Here is a 22,108-nt window from a genome sequence, read left to right on the forward strand (position 1 = left end):
CCGGCGTGGGATGGGCCGGAGGGCCGGACGACGCGCACTGTGTTGCTCGGAGGGTGACCGGGGCGCTGAGTGCGATACGGCGCGCCGGGTAGCGGCTGCGGCGTATCGTGTCGTTACGATAAGTGATCCTCATTATAATGGACACCTATCGCTACTGCTCAAGGCCCCCATTTTAATGATCGAAAACGCCGTCCTCTGGCTGCTGAACGTCCTGGCCGCGCCGGCCATCGGGCTGACCTCCATCTTCATCGTCAGCTTCATCTCGGCCACGCTGCTGCCGCTCGGCTCCGAGCCGGCCGTCTTCGCCGTGGTGAAGGCGAATCCCGCGATGTTCTGGCCGGCCATCCTGGTGGGCACGCTGGGCAACACGCTGGGCGGCGTGGTGGATTACTTCATCGGCTACCGCGCCAAGATCGCCTTCGCCAAGGAGCGCCAGAGCCGCTGGTTCGGCTGGCTCAAGAAGTACGGGGCCAAGACCATGCTGCTGTCCTGGCTGCCGGGCGTGGGCGACCCGCTGTGCACCCTGGCCGGCTGGCTGCACCTGCCGTTCTGGCCGAGCGTGATGTACATGGCGATCGGCAAGTTCGCGCGCTACGTCACCATGACCGCGATCCTGCTGTACATCCCCGACGGGTTCTGGAAGACCGTGGGCGATTTCTTCGAACGCCTGATCGGATGACCAGCATGGACCGTGGCGCACTGCAGGCCTACCTCGGCGCCAGCACCCACATCGATGCCGGCCATCCGGCGGTAGCGGCCACCGCCCGCCGCCTGGCGGCCGGGGCGCATTCGGAGGCCGACATCGTGCGCGCCTGCTTCGTCTTCGTTCGCAACCAGATCGCCCATAGCGCCGATTTCCGGCGCAATCCGGTCACCTGCCGCGCGTCGAGCGTCCTGCGCCACGGCACCGGCTTCTGCTACGCCAAGAGCCACTGCTGGCGGCCCTGCTCAGGGCCAACGGCATCCCGGCGGGCCTGTGCTACCAGCGCCTGGCCACCGGCGATCCCGCCGCGCCGTATTGCCTGCACGGGCTGAACGCGGTCTGGCTGGCGCCGCATGGCTGGTATCGGCTCGACCCGCGCGGCAACAAGCCCGGCATCGACGCCCGCTTCGACCCGCCGCGCGAAGCGCTGGCTTTCAGCCTGAGCGATCCGCACGAGCGCGACCTGCCGGGCGTGCTGGCCGAACCGCTGCCGGTCGTCGTCGAGGTGCTGGAGCGCTGCACCAGCGTCGAGGAGGTGCTGGCCGGCCTGCCCGACCTGGCCGGCGATCCGCCCTGAGGGCCAGGTCGGGTATCATGCCGGCTATGAACAAGCCTCCCAGCCTTCTCTCCCTGTTCCTTGCCCTGGCCGCCCTGGCCGTGTTCGGTTTCCTCGGCGCCAGGTATATGCTGAGCTCGCACAAGGACTCGACCAGCCAGCAACTCGGCCTGGTCTGGCCGGACATCGCCGCCATGCCGGAAGGGGACCGCAACTTTCTCGTCGAACTCGCCCATACCTGCAACCTGACGGTGCGCGAGCCGGTGCGTGCCGAAGTCGTCGACTGCCTGCGCTCGGTTCCGATGACCCAGCAGGCGAAAGGGCGCCTGGAAGGGCTGATCAAGCAGGCGCCGCAAACCCCCACGCAAGGCTGAGCCTATTGTTGCAAAGCTGCTATGCGTGGCATGAGGCGCCCCAGCCCAGCCTTATGGAATAAGCAGTTTCCTGTCGCCATGCAAACGAATGATGCATGGTGCGGGTTTTTTTCAAATGAAATTTGCATGGATGGCCGTGCATTGGCATTTCCTTGCGCGGCCTTCTGGCCATTCTTGCATGAGCCCAGCGTGGTGCAGCGCAATAAGCTAGAATGAACGTCCTTCGGACCCGTCCGACCGACGCCCTGCATCTCATGAACGCGCCCGCACACATCCATACCCTGCTCGCCGACAATGCTCCTGCACGACTGCGCGAGATCCCCTACAACTACACCTCGTTTTCCGACCGCGAGATCGTGATCCGCTTGCTGGGCGAGTCCTCGTGGCGCCTGCTCGACGCACTGCGCGGCGCCCGCCAGACCGGTCGCTCGGCGCGCATGCTGTACGAGGTGCTGGGCGATATCTGGGTGGTGCGCCGCAATCCCTACCTGCAGGACGACCTGCTGGACAACCCCAAGCGCCGCCAGAAGCTGATCGACGCCTTGCACCACCGCCTGGGCGAAGTCGACAAGCGCCGCCTGAGCGTGGACGCCATCGAAGGCGATGCCGAAGCGTCCGCATCGCGCTCGAGCGCGGTCGAACAGCTCCTGGCCGCCGCGCGCAAGGCGGTCGACGATTTCGCGCGCGAGTTCCGCGAGACCTACGACCTGCGCAAGCGCGCCAGGCAGGTGCTCGGCGCCTACACGGATAAACGCAATATCCGCTTCGACGGCATGCACCGCGTCTCGCACGTGACCGACGCCACCGACTGGCGCGTCGAATACCCCTTCCTGGTACTGCTGCCCGATAGCGAGGAAGAGATGGCCGGCCTGGTCAAGGGCTGCATCGAGCTGGGCCTGACCATCATCCCGCGCGGCGGCGGCACCGGCTACACCGGCGGCGCGATTCCGCTCACCCCGATGTCGGCCGTGATCAATACCGAGAAACTGATCGGCATCGGCGAGGTCGAACTGAAGCGCCTGCCGGGCGTGGACCGCGAATACGCGACCATCCATACCTACGCCGGCGTGGTCACCCAGCGCGTGTCGCAGGCGGCGGAAAAGGCCGGCTTCGTGTTCGCGGTCGACCCGACCTCGGCCCACGCGTCCTGCATCGGCGGGAACATCGCGATGAACGCGGGCGGCAAGAAGGCCGTCCTGTGGGGCACCGCGCTCGACAACCTGGCTTCCTGGCGCATGGTCGACCCGAACGGCGACTGGCTGGAAGTCACGCGCATGGACCACAACCTGTCCAAGATCCACGATGCGCCGGTGGCGACCTTCAAGCTGGAATGGACCCATCCGAGCCCGCGCGGCGCGGCGAAGGGCGCGCCTTTCCGCACCGAGACGCTTGTCATCGAAGGCCGCCGCTTCCGCAAGGAGGGCCTGGGCAAGGACGTCACCGACAAGTTCCTGGCCGGCCTGCCGGGCATCCAGAAAGAGGGCACCGACGGATTGATCACGTCGGCGCGCTGGATCCTGCACAAGATGCCGAAGTTCACTCGCACCGTGGCGCTGGAATTCTTCGGCCAGGCGCGCGATGCGATTCCGTCGATCGTCGAGATCAAGGACTACCTCGACAGCCTGCCGAAGAACGGCGACCCGGCCTATTCGACCATCCGCCTGGCGGGCCTGGAGCACCTGGACGAGCGCTACCTGCGCGCGGTCGGCTACGCGACCAAATCCAAGCGCGGCGTGCTGCCCAAGATGGCGCTGTTCGGCGACATCGTCGGCGACGACGAGAACGCGGTGGCGATTGCCGCCTCGGAGGTGGTGCGCCTGGCGAACACCCGCGTCGGTGAGGGCTTCGTGGCCGTGAGCCCGGAAGCGCGCAAGAAATTCTGGCTCGACCGCGCCCGCACCGCGGCCATCGCACGCCACACCAACGCCTTCAAGATCAACGAAGACGTGGTGATCCCGCTGAACCGCATGGGCGAGTACACCGACGGCATCGAGCGCATCAACGTCGAGCTGTCGATCAAGAACAAGCTGCAGCTGGCCGGCGAGCTTCACAGCTACCTGTCGAACGAGCACCTGCCGATCGAGAAGAGCGACGACGCCACCGGCGATACGGTGGACCGCAACGAGATCCTGGGCGACCGCCCGCAGCAGGCGGTGGCGCTGCTTGGAATGGTGGCGGCGCGCTGGCGCTTCATCCTGGCCAACCTCGACCAGAAGCTGGTCGACGTGCGCGGCAAGCTCGACGAGCTGGGCCTGGATCACTTGTCCTCGACCCTGGACCAGCGCATCGGCGCCCAGCCGGACGCGCTGCTGTTCGACGTGGTGCAGGACCACAGCATCCGCGTCTCCTGGAAGCAGGAGCTGCGCGCGCCGCTGCGCCAGATCTTCAATGGCGCCGCCTACAAATGCATCCTGGACGAATGCACGGCCATCCACAAGCGCGTGCTGCGCTCGCGCGTGTTCGTGGCGCTGCACATGCACGCCGGCGACGGCAACGTGCACACCAATTTGCCGGTGAACTCGGACGACTACGCGATGCTGCAGGATGCGCATGCGGCGGTCGAGCGCATCATGCGGCTGGCCCGTTCGCTGGACGGCGTGATCTCGGGCGAGCACGGCATCGGCATCACCAAGCTCGAGTTCCTGACCGACGAAGAGATCCGCGAATTCCGCGAGTACAAGGAACGGGTCGACCCGGAAGGCCGCTTCAACAAGGGCAAGCTGCTGGGCACGACGGCGGTGTCGGCCGACCTGCGCAACGCCTATACGCCGTCCTTCGGCCTGATGGGCCATGAATCGCTCATCATGCAGCAGAGCGACATCGGCGAGATCGCGGGCAGCATCAAGGACTGCCTGCGCTGCGGCAAATGCAAGCCGGTCTGCACCACCCACGTGCCCCAAGCTAACCTGCTGTATTCGCCGCGCGACAAGATCCTCTCGACCTCGGCCCTGATCGAAGCCTTCCTCTACGAAGAGCAGACCCGCCGCGGCGTCTCGATCCGCCATTGGGAAGAATTCGAGGACGTGTCGGACCACTGCACCGTGTGTCACAAGTGCGTGACGCCGTGCCCGGTCAACATCGACTTCGGCGACGTCTCGATGAACATGCGTAACCTGCTGCGCAAGATGGACAAGCGCAGCTTCAAGCCGGCCAACCGCGCCGCCATGTTCTTCCTGAACGCGACCGATCCGACCACCATCAACGCCACCCGCAAGGTGATGGTCGACCTGGGCTACAAGGCCCAGCGCATGGGCAACCAGCTGCTGCGCGGCCTGGCCAAGCCGCAGGTGGAAGCGCCGCCCCCGACCACCGGCAAGGCGCCGGTGCGCGAGCAGGTGATCCACTTCATCAACAAGAAGATGCCGGGCAACCTGCCGAAGAAGACCGCGCGCGCGCTGCTGGACATCGAGGACGACAAGGTCATCCCGATCATCCGCAATCCGAAGGCGACCAATGCCGACACCGAGGCCGTGTTCTACTTCCCGGGCTGCGGTTCGGAGCGCCTGTTCTCGCAAGTGGGTCTGGCGACCCAGGCGATGCTGTGGGAAGTGGGCGTGCAGACCGTGCTGCCGCCGGGTTACCTGTGCTGCGGCTATCCCCAGCGCGGCGCCGGCCAGTACGACAAGGCCGACAAGATGGTGACGGACAACCGCGTGCTGTTCCACCGCATGGCCAACACGCTCAACTACCTCGACATCAAGACGGTCGTGGTGTCGTGCGGCACCTGCTACGACTCGCTGGCGAACTACGAGTTCGACAAGATCTTCCCGGGCTGCCGCCTCATCGACATCCACGAATACCTGATGGAAAAGGGCGTCAAGCTGGAAGGCGTGACCGGCACCCGCTACATGTACCACGACCCCTGCCACACCCCGATGAAGATGCAGGATTCGCTCAAGACCGTGAACGCGCTGGTCTCCACCGTGGACAACGTGAAGATCGAGAAGAACGACCGCTGCTGCGGCGAATCCGGCACCTTCGCCGTGAGCCGTCCGGACATCGCCACCCAGGTGCGCTCGCGCAAGCAGGGCGAGATGGAGAAGGGCGCCGACAAGCTGCGCGACGACGGCTTCAAGGGCGAGGTCAAGATCCTGACCAGCTGCCCATCCTGCCTGCAGGGCCTGTCGCGCTACAACCATGATGCCGGCACCACCGCCGACTACATCGTGGTCGAGATGGCGCGCCACCTGCTGGGCGAGAACTGGATGCCCGACTACGTCGCCCGCGCCAACAACGGCGGCATCGAAAGGGTGCTGGTATGAAGGAAGTCGAGCGCCAGCCCGGTTGCGAACTGTGCGACCTCACTGTCCCTGTCGTCTGGCAGGGCGAGAAGTTCAGCGTCATCCAGGTCGATGACGCGGCCTATCCCGGCTTTTGCCGCGTGATCTGGCGCGCCCATGTGCGCGAGATGAGCGACCTGGCGCCTGAAGACCGCCTGCTGCTGAATGAAGCCGTGTACCGGGTCGAGGGGGCGGTGCGCGAGGTCATGCAGCCGCTCAAGGTCAACGTGGCCAGCCTCGGCAACGTGGTGCCGCACCTGCACTGGCATATCATTCCGCGCTATGCGGACGATGCGCACTTCCCGGCGCCGGTGTGGGCGCAGGCCGCGCGCCAGACCGAGGAAAGCGTCCTGGCCGCGCGCCGCGCGCTGCTGCCGGCGCTGGCCGCCGCGATCGCGAAGCACTTCAACGAATAAGAGGGGAGCCCATGCCTAACCCAACCGACATTGCCGTCCGCCAGAAATCGCGCCTGCTCGACATCGCCTTCGACGATGGCAGCAGCTTTTCCATCCCCTTCGAACTGATGCGCGTATATTCGCCCTCGGCCGAGGTCAAGGGCCACGGCCCGGGCCAGGAAGTGCTTCAGGTCGGCAAGCGCGAGGTCGGCATCACCGGCGTCGAGCCGGTCGGCAATTACGCGATCAAGCCGCTGTTCGACGACGGCCACGGCAGCGGCATCTTCACCTGGGATTACCTCTACAAGCTGGGCAGCGAGGGGGCTTCGTTGTGGCGGCAGTACCTGGACCGCCTGCATGCGGCCGGCTTCGCGGGCGACAGCGGCCGCGAGCCCGGTACCGAATTGCCGGGTGCGGCGCCGAAGTCGGGCTGCGGGCATCACCATTAATGTAGGGTGGACGGCTCCGCCGTCCGCGCGTTCAAATCCGGCTCGAACAGAGGTTACGGCTGATTGTCAGCTGGCTGAACGCGCGCACGGCAAAGCCGTGCACCCTACGTGAACAGGACCCATAAAAACAAAGAGCACGTCAATGACGTGCTCTTTGTTTTTGGCGCGCTCCCGTGGGAGCGCAGCAGTGGTATCTCAGGCCTGCGGCTGGATATTCGCAGCCTGCTTGCCCTTCGGGCCGGCAGTGATGTCGAAGCTCACGCGCTGGTTTTCCGCCAGCGATTTGAAGCCTTGGGTGTTGATGGCCGAGAAGTGTGCAAAGACGTCTTCGCCACCGCCGTCCGGGGTGATGAAGCCGAAACCTTTTGCATCGTTAAACCACTTTACAGTGCCAGTCGCCATGGTAATTCCCTCAATGAAGTTTATCTATGTTATTGCTTTGTCGGACGTCAGGAGGTAGTGGATCCAGCGGCGTGCTCAACATTGCAAAAATGATTATAGAGACAAATTTTTAAAAGGGAAGGAACTTTTTCAATTGTGCGCTTCCCTTTTTTAGTGTGAGCCGCCGGTCTCCGGCAGCGGCCCGCTAGCTAGTAGAAACCTGGTAAAAACCCATCAGAAACTGAGCGGCATCCGTATCGTCAGCGACACGTCGGGGGTGTCGCGCGTCACGCCGGCGCCCACCGCCACCGACAGCGAGCGCTTCTCGTTGAAGCGGTAGGAGTAACCCAGCAGCAGGGTGCCGAGCTGGGTCCGTACCGAGCCCGGTACCGTGCGGCCATTCTGCTTCATGCGCGCCACCGTGCTGTGGTCGTAGCCGAGGCTGAGCGAGGCCTTGTCGTTCAGCGCCAGGCCCATGCCGAAGTTGAAGCCGATGATCGCGCCCGGCGCCAGTTCGCCCAGCGGTTCGCGAATGCCGTTGCGCACCAGGCGCTGCACGTTGCTGCGCTTGAAGTTGTGCAGGTAGCTGAGGTTGCCGAAGAAGACCGCCGGGTCGGATGGGAATAGCCAGGTCAGGCTGCCCTGCAGCGAATGGAAGCCCGAGCCGGTCGGCAGCGACAGCGGCAGGCCGGTGCCGGTGACGTTCTCGCCGATGCAGCGGGTCTGGCAGTCGGTGACGACTTCGAACGGATCCTTGCCGGTGGTCGACTTGTAGCGCAGGCCGCCGATGTAATAGGCCTTGTCCGGGCCGCCGTTGTTCAGCTGGTAGCGGCCGGCGATTTCGACGTCGCCCAGGGCCTTGCCGCTGGTGTCGAACACGCGCTCGGCCGCGGTGCCGGTGAAGATCTCGCGGCTGACGGTGGCATCCGAGCGGTACACATAGGGTACCTTGACCTCGACTTCCATCCGGTTGTTCAGGCCGGTGCGGGCGGTGAGCGAGCCGGTGAAGGTGTTGCGCTTGACCTCGCGCACGTCCACCAGGCCGATCAGGAGGGCCGGGATCACGGTGTAGCCGACCAGAGCCACCCGGTTGCTCGACGAATAGCCGAACTGCAGGGCGGGTTCGAGGATGTACTTGCCGCGCGGCGTCAGCACGCCCGGGGCTTCGAACAGCGGCGCCACCTCGGGCGGGCGCTGGTCCTTCTGGTTGTTCTGGATCCGGCTGGCGGCGACTGCCTGGGCCGGCGGACGCGCGGCCGTCGGGGCCGGGCCGGGCACGACCGGCGCCGGGGTCGAGGGCGGCCGGCCGTTGTTCGGCGCGTTGCCGTTCTGGGCGGTCCTGGGCGCAGTGTTCTGCGCCGGCGCTTGCTGGGTATTCTGTCCACCGTTCTGGCCGCCGGTGCCGCGCTGCTCGGACAGCAGCAGGTCATCGACGCGCGGGGGCAGTTCCAGGCTCCCTGCCAGGACCGGGCGGGCCTCGTCGCGCTTCTCTTCGATGCGTTCGATCTTGGCGCGCTGCGCCTGCAGTTCGCGCATCAGGCGGTCGACCAGTTCGCGCTGGGCGGCCAGTTCGGCCTTCAGCGTGGCCAGTTCGGCGGCCTTGTCCGGTTCGGCGGCAGGCAGGCCCTGGGCCTGGGCGACAGGCCCCAGCAGCATTGCCGCCAGGCTCGCGGCGCCTAGGCGCGCGACGTGAGTGGGCATGCGTTTCTCCATCGACAGATTAATAATATTGCAATGCTACAGGCTTCCTGCCGAGCGCACGATTGCATCACGAATTGTTGAGTGAAAATTGAGGTCTTTAATCAGCGCCATGCTGTTGACCGTCGAGCTGATGGTGGTCTGGGCCATGATGGCCTGGTGGTCCAGGCTGTTCTGGACCAGGGTGGCGCCGCTGCCCAGGCCGATGTCGCCCGGCGCGAAGTTGCCGCCGCCGACCTGGATCAGGCGCGCCGTGCCAAGCGCGTCGCGCGCCTGCATCAGTTGCTCGGCATTCATCGACGCCACGTCGGGGATGGCGACGTTGGTGCGTGACAGGATTTCGCCGTTGACGGACACCACCCGCTCGATCCCGAGCGAGATGTTGAGGCCGCCCGGGGTCTCGAAGCCGCCGCGGTTGGCGTCGAGCGTCCCTTCGTCGACCGGCGCCCATTCCTCGGCGGCGATGACCGCCACCTTGCCCTGGGCGAGCGCTGCACCGCAGGCTCCGGCCAGCAGCGTGGCCGCGAGGGCCCGGCGTGCGAATTTCGGCCAGCTTATGAGCCAGTCCATGGCATTCCTTTCAAAAATCGCCGGGGCCGAACTTCGGCAGGCCCTGGCTATATTGTTCCTGGTTGATGCCGGTGCCGATCGGCGCGCGCGGAGCGGCGCGCCAGTCGTCGGCGCCGTTGAAGCTGGCTTTGGCGATGGTGTTCGGGTAGCGGTGCACCACGAACAGCAGCTTGTTGGCCCACAGTTCCATGAAGCGTTCGCGCGTCACGGAGCGGGCGCCGCTGGACGGGTCGCCCAGCAGGATGCGCCCATCCTCGGCGCCCTTGATCACCACGAAGTGGTTGTAGCCGCGGTCGCTGATCAGGACGATCGCCGGCAGCTTTGCCTCGAGCAGCTTGTCGAGCGGCTGCTGGAAGCCGTCGCCGACGAAGCCGCGGGTGGCCAGGTAGCGCTTCATGTCGAGCATGGAAAAGCCCTGCTGGCGGATCTTGGCCTGGTCGCCGGTCAGGTACATCTTCTCGAAGACTTCCTTTTCGGTGACCGGGGTGTCGTAGTGGTAGGTCAGCAGCGTGGCCAGGGCGGCCGAGCCGCAGCTGAAGTCGAACTGCTGGCGGGTGGTCTTGCGAAACTTGATCTCTTTGAGAGAGGTGACCGGCACCGTGGCGCGCTGGCCCACGGCCAGCTCGATGCCCGATGCCAGGCACCCGGGTGCCAGCAAGATGCCGCAGGCGGCGGCACAGGTGGCGACAATCGTTTTCATAAAGCCTTCATGCCTATTGCAGGCGCAGGTTGATGACGGTGGCGTTCTGGATCAGCACGTTCGAACCGCTGTTCTGGATCACCATCGGCAAGCCTTGCGCATTCGCGAACGAACCGCTGTCGATGACGTTGTTGCCGCTGACCGTATTGATCGCGGTGTTGTTGCCTACCGTACCGCCCAGCACCGCTTCGGTGTGGATGTTGTCGTCCTTGCCGGCGGTGCGCCCCAGGCGCTCGCTGGTAACGGCTTCGCCCCAGGCGCCGGTGTTGCCGCCTGCAGTCGGGGCAACGTTCACTTCGGTCAGGAAGCCGAGCTTGATCGGCAGCTTCTCCTGATCGGCAGCCTGGACCGCCAGCGGGAGCGCGACAAGCGCCGCCAGCAGGCATCGGTTCACAGCTTTCATAGGAATCTCCCCTTGAGTCGGAAAAACCGCCGCGCGGCATCGGCCGCGCGGCGGTCACTACTGGTCTTACTGGCCGCTGCCCACGTTCATGTTCGACTGAACGTTGACGCTCTGCTGGATCAGCGAGGAGAAGCCGTTGTTCTGGCTGATCACCGAGACGCCGGCTGCCGCCGCGGCGACGTTCGACATGGTGTTCGACATGTCGAAGGCGCCGGTGGTCACCGACTGGGTGCCGCCGTTGCCGCCGGTACCGTTGCCGCCGTTGCCGGCCATGGCTTCGCCGCCGGTGGTGGTGCCGCCCGCGCCGCCGTTGCCGCCGGTCGAGGTGCCGCCCATGCCGCCTTCGCCGCCGTTGCCGCCGGTACCCGAGCCCGAGGTGCCGCTGCCGCTGGCCGAATCGCCGTTGGTGGCTGCACCGCCTGCTTCGCCGCTGCCGCTGGAGTTCGAGGCCGCGCCGCTGGCCGCGCCCGAACCGCCCATGCCGCCTGCTGCGCCCGAGCCGCCTGCCGCGCCGGCGCCGCCGTCGCCGCCCGAGCCGCCTGCGCCGCCGGTGCCGCCTGCGCCGCCTGCTGCGCCGGCGCCGCCGGTCGAGGTGCCCGAAGCGCCCGCACCGCCGGTCGAGGTGCCTTCTGCACCATTGCCGCCGGTCGAGGTGCCTGCCGCGCCTGCGCCGCCTGCGCCGCCTTCACCGCCGCTGCCCGAAGCGCCGGCGCCGCCGGTGCCCGAACCTGCAGCGCCGCCGGTGCCGCTCAGGGCTGCGCCTGCGCCGCCGGTGCCGCCGGTCGATTGGCCGCCTGCCGCGCCTGCGCCGCCGGTCGAGGTGCCCGAGGCGCCTGCGCCGCCTTCGCCGCCTGCCGCGCCTGCGCCGCCAGCGCCCGAGGTCGAATCGCCGCCGGTGTTCATGGTATCGCCATTGGTGCCGGCGCCCGAGGTCACCGAACCAGCGGTGCCGTTGGCAGCGCCGCTGGTGCCGCCTGCGCCGCCTTCCATGCCTGGCATGACTGCGCCGCTGGAGGCGCCGTTGTCGCCCTGGCCGGCGCCGCCGGTGCCTGCGCCGCTGGACGCGGTCTGGGTCGAGCCGCTCGAGGAGCCGCCTGCGCCGCCCATGCCGCCTGCGCCGCCTGCTGCGCCCGCGCCGCCGGTGGCGCCCGAGCCGCCGCCCATGCCGCCTGCGCCCGAAGTGGTGGCGCCGCTGTTGCCGCCGTTGCCGCCGTCGAGGGCGCCGGTTGCGCCGCCTGCGCCGCCGGTGGCGTCGCCGCCCAGGCCGCCGGTGCCCGCACCGCCCGAGGCGCCTGCGCCGCCCATGCCGCCGGTGGCGCCCGAAGCGCCGCCCAGGCCGCCGGTCGCGCCCGAATCGCCGCCTGCGCCGCCGGTTGAGGCCGAACCGCCGCCGAAGCCGCCCGCGCCGCCGGCTGCGCCTGCGCCGCCGGCGTTGCCGCCCGCGCCTGCGCCGCCCATGCCGCCGGCCGCGCCCGCGCCGCCCATGCCGCCGGCTGCGCCCGAGCCGCCCATGCCGCTCGATGCGTTGCCGGTGTTGCCGCCGGCGCCGCCCATGCCGCCGGCTGCGTTGCCGATCGAGGCAGCGCCGCTCGAAGCGGCGCCGCTCACGCCCTGGCCGCCTGCGCCGGCCGAAGCGCCGTTGGCGCTACCGGCTGCACCGCCGGCTGCACCGGCAGCACCGTTTGCCTCGCCGCCGGTGGCCATGCCGCCCGCTGCACCGTAGCCGGCCGCGCCGCTGGCGTTGCCGCTGCTGTTGGCGACGTTGCCGATGTTGTTGATACGGTTGCCGCTGACTTCGCCGCGCAGGTTGCTGGTCGAATTGGCGCTCGAGCTGTTGTAGGAGTTGCTCATGCTCGAGGTCGCGTTGCCGCCGTTGTTGGCGGCGGCTGCGCCGGCAGCCGAAGCGGAAGCGTCGCCGGAGCTGCGGTTCTGGCCCGAGGCGTCGCGCGAGTTGTTGGTGTTGGTGGTGTTCGTGGTGGTGCTGTTGTTCGAACGGTCGCTATTGTCCGACGCGTCGGTGGTGGTCGTGTTCGTGGTGGTGCGGGTGCTGTTGTCCGAGTTGTCGCTGTTGTTCGAGCGGTCGCTGTTGTCCGAACGGTCGGTGGTGGTGGTGGTCGTGTTCGTGGTCGTGCGGGTGCTGTTGTCCGAGTTGTCGCTGTTATTCGAACGGTCGCTGCTGTCGGTATTGGTCGTGGTATTGGTACGGGTGCTGTTGTTGGTGTTGTCGGTCGAGTTGGTGCTGTTGTTCGAACGGTCGATGCTGGTGGTTTGGGTGTTATCGCCACGGACGCGGTCAACGGTGTTGCCGGTTTGTGCGTGGGCCAGACCAAATGCCGAAGCGATCGCGATCGCCAGAATAGTGCGCTTCATCTGTTACTCCCCTATGTGTATCACTGAAAAGTTGAAATGCCCGGCGTTCCATGTCACCGGTCCATCCTCCTCATAGCAGTTTGCGTGCCAGCTCTTTAGGATCTTGCAAGTCTTTGATTAATCTGGTGATTTTTATGCTGAGCAAGCTTGTAGGACTAAGTTGATGAGGCAGTTCAATAACTCTGAAAAAAGCTGTCTCAAAACTGTGACAGTTGTAACAAGATTGTCACCAGACTGTATCACCCTGTAACAGCGCGCACAGGCGTGCAGAAGCAGACGCGGAATTGCGCTTGCTTCGAGAATGTAGGAGAAAAAGAAGGGTAAAGCGCCCAGGCCAGGCGTGATCAGGGAGCGATCGAGTGCTTGGCCATCAGGCGATACAGCGTCATGCGCGAGACACCGAGCTCGCGCGCGGCCTGACTGATGTTGTTGCCGCACTTGGCCAGGCTGTTCCAGATGGCGGTGCGTTCCGCGCTGCCGCGCGAGTGGTCGAGGTCGTCACGCAGGATGATGGCGTCGTCCTGGGGCGCCAGCTCGAGGTCTTCCGGCATGATCAGACGGTGCTCGGCGAGCACCATGGCGCGCCGCATGCGGTTGATCAGCTCGCGGATATTGCCCGGCCAGTCGTGCTGGGCCATGGCGCGCAGGGCCTGCTTGCTGATGCCCTTGAGCTGCGGACTCTTCTCATCGGCAAATTTGTTAAAAATGATCTCGGTGATCAAGGGAAGGTCTTCCTTGCGCTCGCGCAGCGGCGGTACCCGGATCGGGAACACGCTGAGGCGGTAGTACAGGTCTTCGCGGAAGCGTCCCGCGGCCACCGCCTTGGGCAAGTCAACGTGGGTGGCGGTGATCACGCGCGCATCGACCGCCACCGTGCGGGTACCGCCGACGCGGTAGATGGTGCGTTCCTGCAGGAAGCGCAGCAGGCTGGCTTGCAGGTCGAGCGGCAGGTCGCCGATCTCGTCCAGGAAAATGCTGCCGCCGGAAGCTGCCTCGATCAGGCCCGGCTTGTCTCTCGCCGCACCGGTAAAGGCGCCGCGCTCGTAGCCGAACAGCTCGGAGTGGATCAGCGATGGCGGAATCGCAGCGCAATTAATAGCAATAAAAGGCCCGCTGGCGCGCGGCGACTGCGCGTGGATTTCCTGCGCCGCCAGTTCCTTGCCGCTCCCGCTTTCGCCCGAGATCAGCACCGGCGCGTCGACGGCGGCGATCTTGTCGATGTGGGCGCGCAGGCGCCGGATCGCTACCGAGTTGCCGTCGATGTGGCGCGCGTTTGACGCGCGCTTGTGCGGCGGCGTCGACCTGGCCAGCATGGCCATGCCGTGCGCGTGGCCGAGCGAATGGTGCAGGCGCACCGTGTCCACCGGACGGGTATGGAAATCGCACAGGTGGGTGGCGATGGCCTGGCGCAGCTGCGGCCGGTGCAGCAGGTCGGGACCGAACACGCCGATCCAGCGGACGTGGTGGTGCTGCTGCAGGAAGCGTTCGGTGTCGTCGTGCTCGAGGCTGCCGTCGCCGTCGAACAGCAGTCCGACCGCATAGTGCTGCTGTGCCAGCACCTTGCGCGCGGCCGCGATACTGTCGACCGTGCACACGTCCCAGCCCCGCAAGTCCCCGCAGGCGGCACGCACGCCCGCATTTCCCTCAGTTGTGATGCACAAGAGTCGTTTGACCGACACATTAACCTCGTTGTTATTCGTTATTGCTGGTAATGCAGGCGACCTTGCCGGCCGAAATCCCCGAAGGTTTTGTAGGAAAAACACCGGGGAGAGAATGCCGGACTCGTCCGACACCGCGTTGACTGTGATTTAACCAGAAACGGCCACTTTTTGGCGCACGAATATTGCCGAGTTGGTAATTCGCATCGTAAAAATTCCCACAGGAATCAATGCCTTATAGTATTTACTTCAGTGCGTGCGATTGGCGCCGGCACGGACCAGCAGGGTAACCAGGCGTTCGATGGGATAGGGCTTGGCCAGCACCTGCACCCCGGGAATGGCGGGCTGGCGTTCGGTGTAACCGGTGGCAAGCACCACCGGCAAGCCGGGGTCGCGCCGGCGCACGATGGCGGCCAGGTCGATGCCGTTCACGCTGCCCGGCATGACGATGTCGGAGAACACCACGTCGGGTTGGGCGCCGCCCTCGAGCAGGGCCACGGCCTGGTCGCCGTCGTGCGCCGTCAGCACCTCGAAGCCGGCTTCGGCGAGCGCGTGCGAGACCGCCTCGCGCACCAGTGGGTCGTCCTCGACGAACAGCACGACGCCGCGCCCGCGCGGCAGCGGCGCCTCGGTCGGCGCTGGCGTCGGCGGCTCCGGCGCCTGTTCGGCGCGCGGCAGCCAGAGGTCGACCCGGGTTCCCTTGCCGGGCTCGCTGTCGAGCAGCAGCAGGCCATGCGACTGCAGGGCAAACGCATAGGCTTGCGGGAGGCCGAGCCCGGTGCCCTGGCCTTGTGCCTTGGTGGTATAGAAGGGATCGAGCGCGCGCGCCAGCACCTCGGGCGTCATGCCGCTGCCGGTGTCGCTGACCGTCACGCGCACGTAGTCGCCTGCGGGGAGGGCTGCGAGGGCGGAGTCGCCGGCGGGCTGGGCAAGGCTGATGTTGCGTGCCTCGATGCGCAGCATGCCGCCGCGCGGCATGGCGTCGCGTGCGTTCACGGCCAGGTTCAGCAGCGCCAGGTCGAATTGCAGGGGCTCGACCTTCACCGGCCAGGCCGGCTCGTCGCAGTCGATCTGCAGGTCGATGTCGGCGCGCAGGGCGCCGCTCATCAGCTGGCGCGCGCTGCGCAGCTGCTGGCAGGCATCCACCGTTTGCTGGCGTGCTTCCTGGATCCGGCCGAAGGAGCCGAGCTGGCCGGTGAGGCCGGCGGCGCGCTGCACGGTCTTCTTGCAGGTCTGGAGCAGGCCGCGCACGGTATTGTCCCGGTTCTTGAGTTCGGCCAGCTGCAGCGCCGTGCTCAGCGTTTGCAGGAGGTTGTTGAACTCATGGGCGATGCCGCCGGTCAGGCGGCCCAGGGCTTCCAGCTTCTGCGACTTGAGCAGGGCGCCCTGCGCGCGCTCGGTGGCCGCGACGGCTTCGGCCACGCGCCGCTCGAGTTCCTGCTGGGCCTGGTGGATCTGGCGCCCGGCGTCGCGCATGCGCTGCGCCACGCTGTCGATCTCGACGATGCCTTGCGGCTGGTAGCCCGGTTCCTTGCCCTGGCCGAGTTCGTCGGCGGCCTGGCCGAGGCGCTCGATCGGCCCGATCGCGCGCCGCGCCAGCCAGCGCGCCGCCAGCACGCCGGCCGCCAGCAGGGCCGCCATCAGCCCGGCCAGCATGGCCGCGGCTTCCAGCGGCACGCGCCGGATCTCGCTCACCGGGATGCTGACCAACACCTTCCAGTCCGACATCGGCACCGTGCTGAAAAAAGCGCGCACGGCGATTCCGTCGAGGGTGCGGCTCGGGTAGATACCCTCGCGGGAGCGGTTCAGGATCTCGCGGCTGTAATTGCGCACCGGCTTGCCGACGAACTGTTCCGGCTGGCGCGAGCGGGCCAGCACCACGCCCTTGCGGTCGACGATGGTGGCAGTCCATCCGGTACGGAAATGCTGGCGCTCCAGCAGGTTTTGCAGGCTCGCCACGCTGACGCCCAGCAGCAGGTAGTAGCGCAGGGCGCCGTCCACCATTACCGGCACCTGCACGCTGTAGTCGTAGATCTTGCCGATCGGCGCCATGAAGACGTCGGACACATAGGTCGCCGCGGGGCCGCCACGCTGCATCAGTTCGCCGACGTTGGACGAGCGCCGCGTCGGCAGCGCCGCGCCGAAGGGCTTGCGTGTGTTGATCAGTTGCTTCCCATCCAGGTCGGCCAGCACGATCACGGTGTCCCATGCCGGTGCCATGCCGCGCGCATGCTCGTAGAATTCGCGCAGGTCGCCTCGGTGCAGGGACGGGGCGACGGCCAGGGTGCGCAGGACCGCGGTACGCGCCTGCAGTTCGTTGTCGACCATCAGGGCAAAGGCGCGGGTGGCCTCGCTGACGCTCTGCACCTGCGATTTCTGCTCTTCCCGGTAGACATAGCTGACCGCCAGCGCGGCTGCGATGAAGGAGGGCACCAGGATGGCCAGGACCAGGATCAGGAGACGGCTGCGGATACGCATGGGATGGCTGGAAGCCGCTATCTATGCAATTTGACGATTATACAAGAGCTGCAATGTTGTCAGGAAAGCTATTTGACGTTGCCCGGCCCGCCAAACGGCGCCGGCGCGGCCAGCTTGTATAATGTTGGCAACCCTACACCGCAAGCACATATGACCAATACCACCCACTTCGGCTACAAGACCGTCGCCGAGGACCAGAAGGTCCAGGAAGTCGCCAAGGTCTTCCATTCGGTCGCTTCGAAATACGACGTCATGAACGACCTGATGTCGGCCGGCCTGCACCGCGCCTGGAAGATGTTCACGATCGCGCAGGCGGGCGTGCGCCCGGGCTTCAAGGTGCTCGACATCGCCGGCGGCACCGGTGACCTGGCCAAGGCCTTCGCCAAGCAGGCGGGCCGCACCGGCGAGGTCTGGCTCACCGACATCAACGAATCGATGCTGCGCGTGGGCCGGGATAGACTATTGAATAAGGGCCTGGTGACCCCAACTTTGCTGTGTGATGCAGAGAAGCTGCCCTTCCCGGACAATTATTTCGACCGGGTCAGCGTGGCCTTTGGCTTGCGCAACATGACGCACAAGGACCAGGCGCTGGCGGAAATGCGCCGCGTCCTCAAGCCGGGCGGCAAGCTCTTGGTGCTGGAATTCTCGAAAGTCATCGAGCCGCTGCAGAAGCCCTACGACCTGTATTCGTTCTCGGTGCTGCCGTGGCTGGGCCAGAAGATCGCGGGCGATGCCGAGAGCTATCGCTACCTGGCGGAATCGATCCGCATGCATCCGGACCAGGAAACCCTGAAGTCCATGATGCTCGATGCGGGACTGGAGCGGGTCCAGTACCACAACCTGACGGCGGGTGTGGCTGCACTGCATACCGGTATCAAACTGTAGGACGACAAAGGAAGCAAAGATGAAAAAATTCGTGGCAACCATGGTTCTGGCGGTCACCGCGGTCTCGATGATCGCGGAGGCCACTGCACGCCCGATGGGCGGCAAGCGCTCGATCGGCCGCCAGTCTCAGCCCGTCAAGCAGATGCAGGCCCCGGCTCCGGCGCCCACCCCGGGCATGCAGCCGCAGCGCGCGCCTGCCGCGGCACCGGCTGCCGCCGGCGCTGCCGGCGCAGCCGCTGCCCAGGCCAAGCGCCCGAGCATGTGGAAGGGCATCCTCGGCGGCGCCCTGCTGGGTCTCGGCCTGGGTGCGCTGCTGTCGCACTTCGGCATCGGCGGCGCCCTGGCGAGCGCGATCTCGGCCATCCTCATGATCGGTCTCCTGGTGCTGGCCGTGCTGTTCATCGTGCGCATGTTCCGCCGCAAGGACACCCCGGCCAATCCAGCCTTCGGCGGCTACACCAACCCGGTACCGGCCGGCGCTTCGCCGAACCCGGCCGCCGGTGCGGTCGCGACCCCGGAAATCGGTTCCGGCCTGCGCCAGCCGGCGGGTTTCCAGAGCCAGAACGGGTTCGGCGGCGTCTCGCTGGGTAAATCTGATGCGGCAGCGCCTGCGGCGCACCAGCAGTGGGGCGTGCCGGCCGATTTCGACCAGGATGCCTTCCTGCGCCATGCGAAAGCTTCCTTCATCCGCATGCAGGCCGCCTGGGACCGCGGCGACACCAACGACCTGCGCGAGTTCACTTCGCCGGAAGTATTCGCCGAGCTGAAGATGCAGATCCAGGAGCGGGGCGGCGCCACCGACTTTACCGACGTGGTGACGATCGACGGCCAGCTGCTGGGCATCGAGACCACCGCTACCGACTACCTGGCCAGCGTGCAGTTCAACGGCATGATCCGCACCGCCCCGAACGCGCCGGCCGAGCCCTTCGTGGAAGTCTGGAACATGTCCAAGCCGCTGTCGGGCCAGGGCGGCTGGGTACTCGCCGGCATCCAGCAGGTTGCTTAATATTTTCCAGTTAAGTTCCGTGCTGCCGGGTTTGCGCCCGGCAAACTGGTAAGATCGAACCGCCCGCTAACACCGGGCGGTTTTTTTATAACGTGTGCTGCCAATGATCCCGAGTTCTTCCATGCTGGCGACGCCTGCCGTCGCCACGATCAACCACCTGCTGGCCCAGGAAGCCTGGGCGCGCGAATCGCTCGTCCGGCATGCCGGCAAGGAAGCCTGCATCGACACGGGCCACCTTCAGCTGCGCCTGCGCGTGGCCCGCGATGGCATGCTCGAGCCCGGCACGGCCGAAGGCCCGGCCAACGTGACCATCCGCGTCAAGTTGACCGACCTGCCGCTGATCGCCCAGAACCGCGACCGTGCTTTTTCCTACGTGAAAATCGAAGGCGACGCCGAGTTCGCCAACACCATCTCCTCGCTGTCGAAAGGTCTGCGCTGGGATGCCGAATACGACCTGGAGCGCATCGTCGGCCCGCTCGGTGCACGCGGCCTGGTGCAGGGCGCGCGCGGCGCCGCGACCGGGGCGCTGGGCGCCGGCCGCCGGCTGGCCGAGAACGTGGCCGAGTTCCTGCTGGAAGAGCGGCCTGTGCTGGTGCGTCCGACCGCGGTGAACGCATTCGCGGCCGACGTGGTGCGCCTGCGCGACGACGTCGAGCGCACCGCCAAGCGCATTGCAAAACTGGAGCAGCGCCTGGCGCAGAACGCTGCTCCGACGAAGAGCGTGATATTGAGTCCGGATAACTGATGATATTGAAATTCCTGCGCCTGCTGAAAATCCTCGCCGTCGCGACCAAGTACGGTCTCGACGAGATCGCGGTCACGAGCCTGCATGCTCCGCGCACCGCGCGTATCATGAGCACCCTGTTCTTCTGGCGCCGCATCACCTCGCCGCGCGCCATCCGCCTGCGCCAGGCGCTCGAGGAGCTGGGGCCGATCTTCATCAAGTTCGGCCAGGTGCTGTCGACCCGGCGCGACCTGATGCCGCAAGACATCGCCGACGAGCTGTCGCTGCTGCAGGACCGCGTGCCGCCTTTCGATTCCGACCTGGCGATCGCCCAGATCACCGAAGCGCTCGGCGCCCACCCCGAGCAGCTGTTCGGCAGCTTCGACCGGGTGCCGGTGGCCTCGGCCTCGATTGCCCAGGTGCACTTCGCGACCCTGAAGAACGGCACCGAGGTGGCGGTCAAGGTGCTGCGTCCGGGCATGCGCAAGACCATCGACGAAGACCTGGCGCTGATGGACATGGCCGCCGGCCTGATCGAAAAGGTGTGGGCCGAAAGCCGCCGCCTGAAACCGCGCGAGGTCGTTGCCGAGTTCGACAAGTACCTGCACGACGAGCTCGACCTGATGCGCGAAGCCGCCAACGCCAGCCAGCTGCGCCGCAACTTCGCCGGGTCGAACCTGCTGATGGTGCCGGAGATGTACTGGGACTATTGCTCGAGCAGTGTGATCGTGATGGAGCGCATGCGCGGCATCCCGGTGTCGCAGATCGACCGCCTGGCGGCCGAGGGCGTGGACCTCAAGAAGCTGTCGAGCGATGGCGTGGAGATTTTCTTCACCCAGGTGTTCCGCGACGGCTTCTTTCACGCTGACATGCACCCGGGGAACATCCTGGTCTCGGTCGAGAAGGAAACCTTCGGCCGCTACATTGCCCTCGACTTCGGCATCGTCGGCACCCTGAACGATTTCGACAAGGATTACCTGTCGCAGAACTTCCTGGCTTTCTTCCGGCGCGACTACAAGCGCGTGGCCGAGGCCCACATCGAGTCGGGCTGGGCGCCGCGCGACACCCGCGTCGACGAGCTCGAATCGGCGGTGCGCGCCTGCTGCGAGCCGATCTTCGACCGTCCATTGAAAGACATTTCCTTCGGCCAGATCCTGCTGCGCCTGTTCCAGACCTCGCGCCGCTTCAACGTCGAAGTGCAGCCGCAACTGGTGCTGTTGCAGAAGACCCTGCTCAACATCGAGGGCCTGGGCCGCCAGCTCGACCCCGAGCTCGACCTGTGGAAGACCGCCAAGCCCTACCTGGAACGCTGGATGAGCGAGCAGGTGGGCTGGCAGGGCATGGTCGAGCGCCTGCGCGCCGAAGCGCCGCGCTACGCCCACATCTTCCCGCAGCTGCCGCGCCTGCTGCACCAGACCCTGGAGCGCCACGCCCATTCGGGCATGGCGACGCAGAACGGGCATCCGGTCGGGAATGCCGACCTGATGGCGGCCCTGCTGGTCGAGCAGCGCCGCACCAACCGCCTGCTGGCCTTCCTGGGCGCCGTGGTGGTGCTGGCGGGCAGCCTGGTGGCCGGCTATGTCGTGCTGCATGGCGGCTGATCCGCCAAGCTTCGCCAGCCGCGATCCGCTCAGCCCGGCTTTCTGGGACGAGCGTTTCGCCACATCCTTCACACCCTGGGACCGCGGCGGCGTGCCGCAAGCCCTGCGTGACTTCGTGGCGCGCAGTCCGGCGCCGCTGTCGACCCTGGTTCCGGGCAGCGGAAGTAGCTACGAACTGGTGTTCCTGTGCCAGGCCGGCTGGGATGCCACGGCGATCGACTTCGCGCCGCAAGCGGTGGCGCGCGGCAAGGCGCTGGCAGGGCAGTGGGCAGATCGTGTGGTGGAGGCCGATTTCTTCGCCTGGCAGCCGCGGCAAGCGCTCGACTTCATCTATGAATGCGCCTTCCTGTGCGCCTTGCCGCCGGCCATGCGGCCGCGGGTCGCGGCGCGCTGGGCCGAGCTGCTGCCAGCGGGCGGCCGGCTGGGCGGCTTCTTCTTTTTTGACCAAACGGTAAAAGGTCCGCCCTTCGGAATCGACAGGGCCGGGCTGGAAGCGCTCCTGATGCCTTGCTTCGAACTGGTCGGGGATGCGCCGGTAACCGATTCGATTCCCATCTTCGCCGGCAAGGAACGCTGGATGCTCTGGCAGCGCCGCTCAAGCTAAATCGGGGTCAGGTCTGACATTCAGACACGGCCTCAAGCATGAGATAAAGCAGAGCTCGTGTCTAAATGTCAGACCTGACCCCCGCCGTACATAAATGTCAGACCTGACCCCCGCCGTACAAAAGAAAAGCCCGCATCAGCGGGCTTCCAAGTACAGCGTTCTTTTACGGACCAGCGGCGGTGCAGCACCGCGCAAAATCTTCTGTTTCTTCTTAACGGTGGGCAGCAGAGCTTGCCTACTGCCATCATGTTCTTAAGAAAGATGCTATTTAAT

At 66.3% G+C, this 22,108-nt stretch carries 20 protein-coding genes; 12 read left to right on the forward strand and 8 right to left on the reverse strand.

Going from position 1 to position 22,108, the window contains the following annotated elements:
- Window positions 1–175 precede the first annotated feature (175 nt).
- The 7 genes from MasN3_RS03870 to MasN3_RS03895 all read left to right on the forward strand — a co-directional run bounded on the left by MasN3_RS03870 (window position 176) and on the right by MasN3_RS03895 (window position 6,757).
- On the forward strand, window positions 176–679 hold the full coding sequence (locus MasN3_RS03870) for a YqaA family protein (RefSeq protein WP_281912490.1): 504 nt from the start codon (window positions 176–178) through the stop codon (window positions 677–679).
- A gap of 5 nt (window positions 680–684) precedes the next feature.
- A complete protein-coding gene (locus tag MasN3_RS03875) occupies window positions 685–1,035 on the forward strand; it encodes a transglutaminase-like domain-containing protein (RefSeq protein WP_281912492.1) in 351 nt (116 codons plus the stop codon).
- Window positions 990–1,280 carry a hypothetical protein gene (locus MasN3_RS25265; protein ID WP_370662383.1) on the forward strand — a complete coding sequence of 97 codons (291 nt, stop codon included), beginning with the start codon at window positions 990–992 and terminating at the stop codon, window positions 1,278–1,280. The genes MasN3_RS03875 and MasN3_RS25265 overlap by 46 nt, the downstream gene beginning before the upstream one ends.
- A gap of 26 nt (window positions 1,281–1,306) precedes the next feature.
- The gene (locus tag MasN3_RS03880) at window positions 1,307–1,633 is read left to right on the forward strand and encodes a hypothetical protein (RefSeq protein ID WP_281912494.1); all 327 of its coding nucleotides are present in this window, start codon (window positions 1,307–1,309) and stop codon (window positions 1,631–1,633) included.
- Between the two features lie 254 nt (window positions 1,634–1,887).
- The gene (locus MasN3_RS03885; RefSeq protein WP_281914628.1) at window positions 1,888–5,895 is read left to right on the forward strand and encodes a DUF3683 domain-containing protein; all 4,008 of its coding nucleotides are present in this window, start codon (window positions 1,888–1,890) and stop codon (window positions 5,893–5,895) included.
- Complete coding sequence (locus MasN3_RS03890) at window positions 5,892–6,329, forward strand: HIT family protein (protein WP_281912496.1); 438 nt, start codon at window positions 5,892–5,894, stop codon at window positions 6,327–6,329. The genes MasN3_RS03885 and MasN3_RS03890 overlap by 4 nt, the downstream gene beginning before the upstream one ends.
- An 11-nt stretch (window positions 6,330–6,340) precedes the next feature.
- The gene (locus MasN3_RS03895) at window positions 6,341–6,757 is read left to right on the forward strand and encodes a DUF971 domain-containing protein (RefSeq protein ID WP_281912497.1); all 417 of its coding nucleotides are present in this window, start codon (window positions 6,341–6,343) and stop codon (window positions 6,755–6,757) included.
- A 195-nt stretch (window positions 6,758–6,952) separates the two neighbouring features.
- On the opposite strand, the gene MasN3_RS03900 is transcribed toward MasN3_RS03895, so the two are convergent.
- The 8 genes from MasN3_RS03900 to MasN3_RS03935 form a co-directional block, all read right to left on the reverse strand.
- Window positions 6,953–7,159, reverse strand: coding sequence for a cold-shock protein (locus MasN3_RS03900; RefSeq protein WP_027865721.1), 207 nt, complete (start codon window positions 7,157–7,159; stop codon window positions 6,953–6,955).
- A gap of 213 nt (window positions 7,160–7,372) precedes the next feature.
- On the reverse strand, window positions 7,373–8,839 hold the full coding sequence (locus MasN3_RS03905) for a hypothetical protein (RefSeq protein ID WP_281912502.1): 1,467 nt from the start codon (window positions 8,837–8,839) through the stop codon (window positions 7,373–7,375).
- Between the two features lie 36 nt (window positions 8,840–8,875).
- On the reverse strand, window positions 8,876–9,406 hold the full coding sequence (locus MasN3_RS03910) for a hypothetical protein (RefSeq protein WP_281912504.1): 531 nt from the start codon (window positions 9,404–9,406) through the stop codon (window positions 8,876–8,878).
- Between the two features lie 10 nt (window positions 9,407–9,416).
- Window positions 9,417–10,106: a C39 family peptidase gene (locus MasN3_RS03915; protein WP_281912506.1), complete on the reverse strand. Its 690-nt coding sequence runs from the start codon at window positions 10,104–10,106 to the stop codon at window positions 9,417–9,419.
- 13 nt (window positions 10,107–10,119) lie between these two features.
- The gene (locus tag MasN3_RS03920; RefSeq protein ID WP_281912508.1) at window positions 10,120–10,509 is read right to left on the reverse strand and encodes a hypothetical protein; all 390 of its coding nucleotides are present in this window, start codon (window positions 10,507–10,509) and stop codon (window positions 10,120–10,122) included.
- Between the two features lie 66 nt (window positions 10,510–10,575).
- Window positions 10,576–12,879 carry a hypothetical protein gene (locus MasN3_RS03925; protein ID WP_281912510.1) on the reverse strand — a complete coding sequence of 768 codons (2,304 nt, stop codon included), beginning with the start codon at window positions 12,877–12,879 and terminating at the stop codon, window positions 10,576–10,578.
- Between the two features lie 344 nt (window positions 12,880–13,223).
- A complete protein-coding gene (locus MasN3_RS03930; protein ID WP_281912513.1) occupies window positions 13,224–14,558 on the reverse strand; it encodes a sigma-54 dependent transcriptional regulator in 1,335 nt (444 codons plus the stop codon).
- Window positions 14,559–14,786: 228 nt separating this feature from the next.
- Window positions 14,787–17,015, reverse strand: a complete 2,229-nt coding sequence (locus tag MasN3_RS03935; RefSeq protein ID WP_281912515.1) for a hybrid sensor histidine kinase/response regulator — start codon at window positions 17,013–17,015, stop codon at window positions 14,787–14,789.
- A gap of 150 nt (window positions 17,016–17,165) precedes the next feature.
- Between MasN3_RS03935 and ubiE the strand changes: the two genes are divergently transcribed.
- From ubiE to MasN3_RS03960, 5 genes are all read left to right on the forward strand, one after another.
- The gene (gene ubiE, locus MasN3_RS03940) at window positions 17,166–17,900 is read left to right on the forward strand and encodes a bifunctional demethylmenaquinone methyltransferase/2-methoxy-6-polyprenyl-1,4-benzoquinol methylase UbiE (protein WP_036208714.1); all 735 of its coding nucleotides are present in this window, start codon (window positions 17,166–17,168) and stop codon (window positions 17,898–17,900) included.
- Window positions 17,901–17,919: 19 nt separating this feature from the next.
- The gene (locus MasN3_RS03945; protein WP_281912519.1) at window positions 17,920–18,906 is read left to right on the forward strand and encodes a Tim44 domain-containing protein; all 987 of its coding nucleotides are present in this window, start codon (window positions 17,920–17,922) and stop codon (window positions 18,904–18,906) included.
- A gap of 121 nt (window positions 18,907–19,027) precedes the next feature.
- Window positions 19,028–19,651, forward strand: coding sequence for a ubiquinone biosynthesis accessory factor UbiJ (locus MasN3_RS03950; protein WP_281912521.1), 624 nt, complete (start codon window positions 19,028–19,030; stop codon window positions 19,649–19,651).
- Complete coding sequence (gene ubiB, locus MasN3_RS03955; RefSeq protein ID WP_281912523.1) at window positions 19,651–21,231, forward strand: ubiquinone biosynthesis regulatory protein kinase UbiB; 1,581 nt, start codon at window positions 19,651–19,653, stop codon at window positions 21,229–21,231. The genes MasN3_RS03950 and ubiB overlap by 1 nt, the downstream gene beginning before the upstream one ends.
- A complete protein-coding gene (locus MasN3_RS03960) occupies window positions 21,221–21,835 on the forward strand; it encodes an SAM-dependent methyltransferase (RefSeq protein WP_281912525.1) in 615 nt (204 codons plus the stop codon). The genes ubiB and MasN3_RS03960 overlap by 11 nt, the downstream gene beginning before the upstream one ends.
- Window positions 21,836–22,108 lie beyond the last annotated feature (273 nt).

It is taken from the genome of Massilia varians (assembly GCF_027923905.1).
In the GTDB taxonomy this organism is placed as follows: Bacteria; Pseudomonadota; Gammaproteobacteria; order Burkholderiales; family Burkholderiaceae_D; genus Telluria; species Telluria varians_B.

What these genes read in the sequence shown, in the direction of transcription:
- MasN3_RS03950 (WP_281912521.1), top strand. Translation starts at nt 19,028, where the DNA reads ATGCTGGCGACGCCTGCCGTCGCCACGATCAACCACCTGCTGGCCCAG.
- MasN3_RS03900 (WP_027865721.1), bottom strand. Translation starts at nt 7,159, where the DNA reads ATGGCGACTGGCACTGTAAAGTGGTTTAACGATGCAAAAGGTTTCGGC.
- ubiB (WP_281912523.1), top strand. Translation starts at nt 19,651, where the DNA reads ATGATATTGAAATTCCTGCGCCTGCTGAAAATCCTCGCCGTCGCGACC.
- MasN3_RS03960 (WP_281912525.1), top strand. Translation starts at nt 21,221, where the DNA reads ATGGCGGCTGATCCGCCAAGCTTCGCCAGCCGCGATCCGCTCAGCCCG.
- MasN3_RS03920 (WP_281912508.1), bottom strand. Translation starts at nt 10,509, where the DNA reads ATGAAAGCTGTGAACCGATGCCTGCTGGCGGCGCTTGTCGCGCTCCCG.
- MasN3_RS03935 (WP_281912515.1), bottom strand. Translation starts at nt 17,015, where the DNA reads ATGCGTATCCGCAGCCGTCTCCTGATCCTGGTCCTGGCCATCCTGGTG.
- MasN3_RS03945 (WP_281912519.1), top strand. Translation starts at nt 17,920, where the DNA reads ATGAAAAAATTCGTGGCAACCATGGTTCTGGCGGTCACCGCGGTCTCG.
- MasN3_RS03895 (WP_281912497.1), top strand. Translation starts at nt 6,341, where the DNA reads ATGCCTAACCCAACCGACATTGCCGTCCGCCAGAAATCGCGCCTGCTC.
- ubiE (WP_036208714.1), top strand. Translation starts at nt 17,166, where the DNA reads ATGACCAATACCACCCACTTCGGCTACAAGACCGTCGCCGAGGACCAG.
- MasN3_RS03905 (WP_281912502.1), bottom strand. Translation starts at nt 8,839, where the DNA reads ATGCCCACTCACGTCGCGCGCCTAGGCGCCGCGAGCCTGGCGGCAATG.
- MasN3_RS03870 (WP_281912490.1), top strand. Translation starts at nt 176, where the DNA reads ATGATCGAAAACGCCGTCCTCTGGCTGCTGAACGTCCTGGCCGCGCCG.
- MasN3_RS03890 (WP_281912496.1), top strand. Translation starts at nt 5,892, where the DNA reads ATGAAGGAAGTCGAGCGCCAGCCCGGTTGCGAACTGTGCGACCTCACT.
- MasN3_RS03880 (WP_281912494.1), top strand. Translation starts at nt 1,307, where the DNA reads ATGAACAAGCCTCCCAGCCTTCTCTCCCTGTTCCTTGCCCTGGCCGCC.
- MasN3_RS03915 (WP_281912506.1), bottom strand. Translation starts at nt 10,106, where the DNA reads ATGAAAACGATTGTCGCCACCTGTGCCGCCGCCTGCGGCATCTTGCTG.
- MasN3_RS03885 (WP_281914628.1), top strand. Translation starts at nt 1,888, where the DNA reads ATGAACGCGCCCGCACACATCCATACCCTGCTCGCCGACAATGCTCCT.
- MasN3_RS03875 (WP_281912492.1), top strand. Translation starts at nt 685, where the DNA reads ATGGACCGTGGCGCACTGCAGGCCTACCTCGGCGCCAGCACCCACATC.
- MasN3_RS03910 (WP_281912504.1), bottom strand. Translation starts at nt 9,406, where the DNA reads ATGGACTGGCTCATAAGCTGGCCGAAATTCGCACGCCGGGCCCTCGCG.
- MasN3_RS03925 (WP_281912510.1), bottom strand. Translation starts at nt 12,879, where the DNA reads ATGAAGCGCACTATTCTGGCGATCGCGATCGCTTCGGCATTTGGTCTG.